The following is a 2,153-nucleotide window of genomic DNA, read 5'->3' as shown; positions in this document are numbered from 1 at the left end:
GAACGTGTTCACCGGGCGCGTGGTGGCGTTCGAGGAGCAACGGGACATCGAGGGTTGGACTCAAGACGTCTACCGGGTCGAGGTCGCCTCGGTCCTGCGTGGGAACCTGCGCGGCACCGTCCGGGTCACCTACGGGCTGGACGAGGGAAACACCGACCCGCTGAAGGAGGGCAGCACGTACGTCTTCGCCACCAACGCCTGGGCGGATACCGCGAAGGACGGTCACGCGCAGCTGTACCAAGGCGAGATGAAACCCGTGGACAAGGGGCAGCTGAACGTGTGGAAGAAGGCGATCACGATTCCTGCGGCACCGCGATAACCCGATGAGTGAGCGGGCAGGAGCCACCCTCCCTTAAGGGCTGTCCCGTACGGGACTCGGCTGGCAGGATGCCCGGGTGGTGAGTGCACAGGACTGGGAGTCGACACGTCGCCGACTGCATTTCGGGCAACGCTTCCTTGGAACGGTGGTCCGCGTGCCGAGTCCCGGCGCGATCGGCATCTTGGTGGACATCGGGCTGCCCGTAAACGGCTTCGTTGATGTGCTGCTGCTACCAAGCGAAGCCGAGCGCTGGCCGACGGAGGGCACCGAGTCGGAGTTCGAGGTGTGGTGGGCTGATGAGCGACCCCAGATTCGGCTGAAGCCGGCGGACCCTCGGTTCGTGCGAGAGGACTTTGCCGAGTGGCTCACCAGGTGGCGGCCGGGATGGCCGCAGGAGCACGGCCTGCCGGTCACGGTCGCCGACGTTCCACCTTCGGCATCCCAGGCCGCCAGTGGAGATGCTCACGGATAGCCCCCAGGCAAGGTTGTGCAGGCGTGCGATGCCGCGCATGGCGTGGTGCACGCCGTCCCCCCTCAGTCGGCAGTCGCGCAGGATCTTCCAGGTCTTCATGCGGGCGAAGCATTGCTCAACGCGGGCTGGGACCTGCTTGTGGGTCTTGTTGTGGGCGGGACAGCCCTTAAGCGCCCTGCGGGGCGCGCGGTCATGCCTTCGGCCCGGGCCGCCGCTGGTGCGACTCGTGCGTCCGCGCGGATAGCCACCGGGCCGATCGCTGTCAGTGCCAGCTCGTAGCGTCGAAGGAACGAAGGCCGGGGCCCGCCCGGCCGGGTGACGCAGGGAGTCGGTCATGGGTGAGATCACGGTCAGCGCGCAGCACATGGACCACCTCCTGCGCGACCCGGCGAGCGCGTACGGCGCGCCGTACCAGCAGGCCTACGCCGAGCTCGCCGCCTCGCACCGCGGCCGGCCGACCGCCGAGATCGTGCCGCTGCTCCGTGAGGCGGCCGACCGTGCGCTCCTCGGCTTCACCGATGCCGACCTCGCTGAGCAGGCCTGGGCGATTAGGAGCGGCGCACCGTATGAGCTGCGCGTTCGCGTCACCCGGTAGGCCCGGAGGCGTGCGATCACGGGCCTGGTCTGCCTAGCCTAGGAGCACGTCCAGGGGGGTCCTGGAGGAATGCGGATGCCCCGTCCTTTGTGGTCCGGAGCGGTGTCGTTTGGCCTGGTCACGGTACCTATCAAGCTTGAGACGGCGACCGAAAAGCACGACGTGTCGCTGCGGCAGGTGCACCTGGAGGACGGCGGTCGCGTCCGGTACCGCAAGACGTGCGAGATCGACGGCCAGGTCCTCACCGAGGACGAGATCGGCAAGGGCTACGAGATCCACAAGGACTCGGTCATCCCGATCACCGACGACGACCTCGCGAACATGCCGCTGCCGACCGCGAAGGCCATCGAGATCGTGGCGTTCATCGATCGCTCGGCCGTCGACGCCGTCCAGTACGGCGCCGGCTCGTACTACCTCACGGCCGACGGCCCTGTGGCCGCGAAGCCCTACGTCCTGCTCAGGCAGGCGCTCGAAAGGAACGAGAAGGTCGCCGTCGCCAAGTTCGCCCTCCGCGGGCGCGAGCGCCTCGGCCTGCTGCGGCCCCTCGGCGACGCGCTGCTGCTGTCCGGGCTGCACTGGGCCGACGAGATCCGCTCCCCTGCCGAGCTCGCTCCACCGGACACCGAGCTGACCGATCAGGAGATCGAGGGCGCGCTCGCGCTGATGGACACGATGGCGGCCGACCGCCTGGAGGAGCTCGGTGACGAGCTCACCGACCACTACACCGAGGCGCTCCACGAGGTCATCGCGGCGAAGGCCGAGGATCG

The 2,153-nt window shown here is 68.5% G+C and carries 3 protein-coding genes and 2 pseudogenes; 4 read left to right on the top strand and 1 reads right to left on the bottom strand.

From position 1 onward, the window contains the following. Together IO20_RS0134120 and IO20_RS37965 are read left to right on the top strand one after the other, a co-directional pair. Positions 1 to 319: pseudogene (locus IO20_RS0134120) on the top strand (hypothetical protein); the annotation flags it as partial. Positions 320 to 398: 79 nt separating this feature from the next. Next, a complete protein-coding gene (locus tag IO20_RS37965; protein WP_245685158.1) occupies positions 399 to 791 on the top strand; it encodes a hypothetical protein in 393 nt (130 codons plus the stop codon). A 6-nt stretch (positions 792 to 797) separates the two neighbouring features. Here IO20_RS37965 and IO20_RS39385 read toward each other — a convergent pair. Continuing rightward, positions 798 to 944, bottom strand: a pseudogene (locus IO20_RS39385) (IS5/IS1182 family transposase); the annotation flags it as partial. Between the two features lie 181 nt (positions 945 to 1,125). Here IO20_RS39385 and IO20_RS0134110 point away from each other — a divergent pair. Both IO20_RS0134110 and ku read left to right on the top strand, forming a co-directional pair. Then, positions 1,126 to 1,386: a hypothetical protein gene (locus tag IO20_RS0134110; RefSeq protein ID WP_030557240.1), complete on the top strand. Its 261-nt coding sequence runs from the start codon at positions 1,126 to 1,128 to the stop codon at positions 1,384 to 1,386. 69 nt (positions 1,387 to 1,455) lie between these two features. Next, positions 1,456 to 2,153, top strand: a 698-nt coding sequence (gene ku, locus IO20_RS0134105) for a non-homologous end joining protein Ku (RefSeq protein WP_342668821.1), incomplete at its 3' end; no start/stop codon positions are given.

Origin of the sequence: Streptomyces exfoliatus (assembly GCF_000725545.1) — a bacterium.
Classification (GTDB): Bacteria; Actinomycetota; Actinomycetes; order Streptomycetales; family Streptomycetaceae; genus Streptomyces; species Streptomyces exfoliatus.
This window is presented reverse-complemented; position numbering and strand designations above follow the sequence as displayed.

Coding starts and splice junctions, on each gene's coding strand:
- IO20_RS0134110 (WP_030557240.1), top strand. CDS start 1,126: ATGGGTGAGATCACGGTCAGCGCGCAGCACATGGACCACCTCCTGCGC.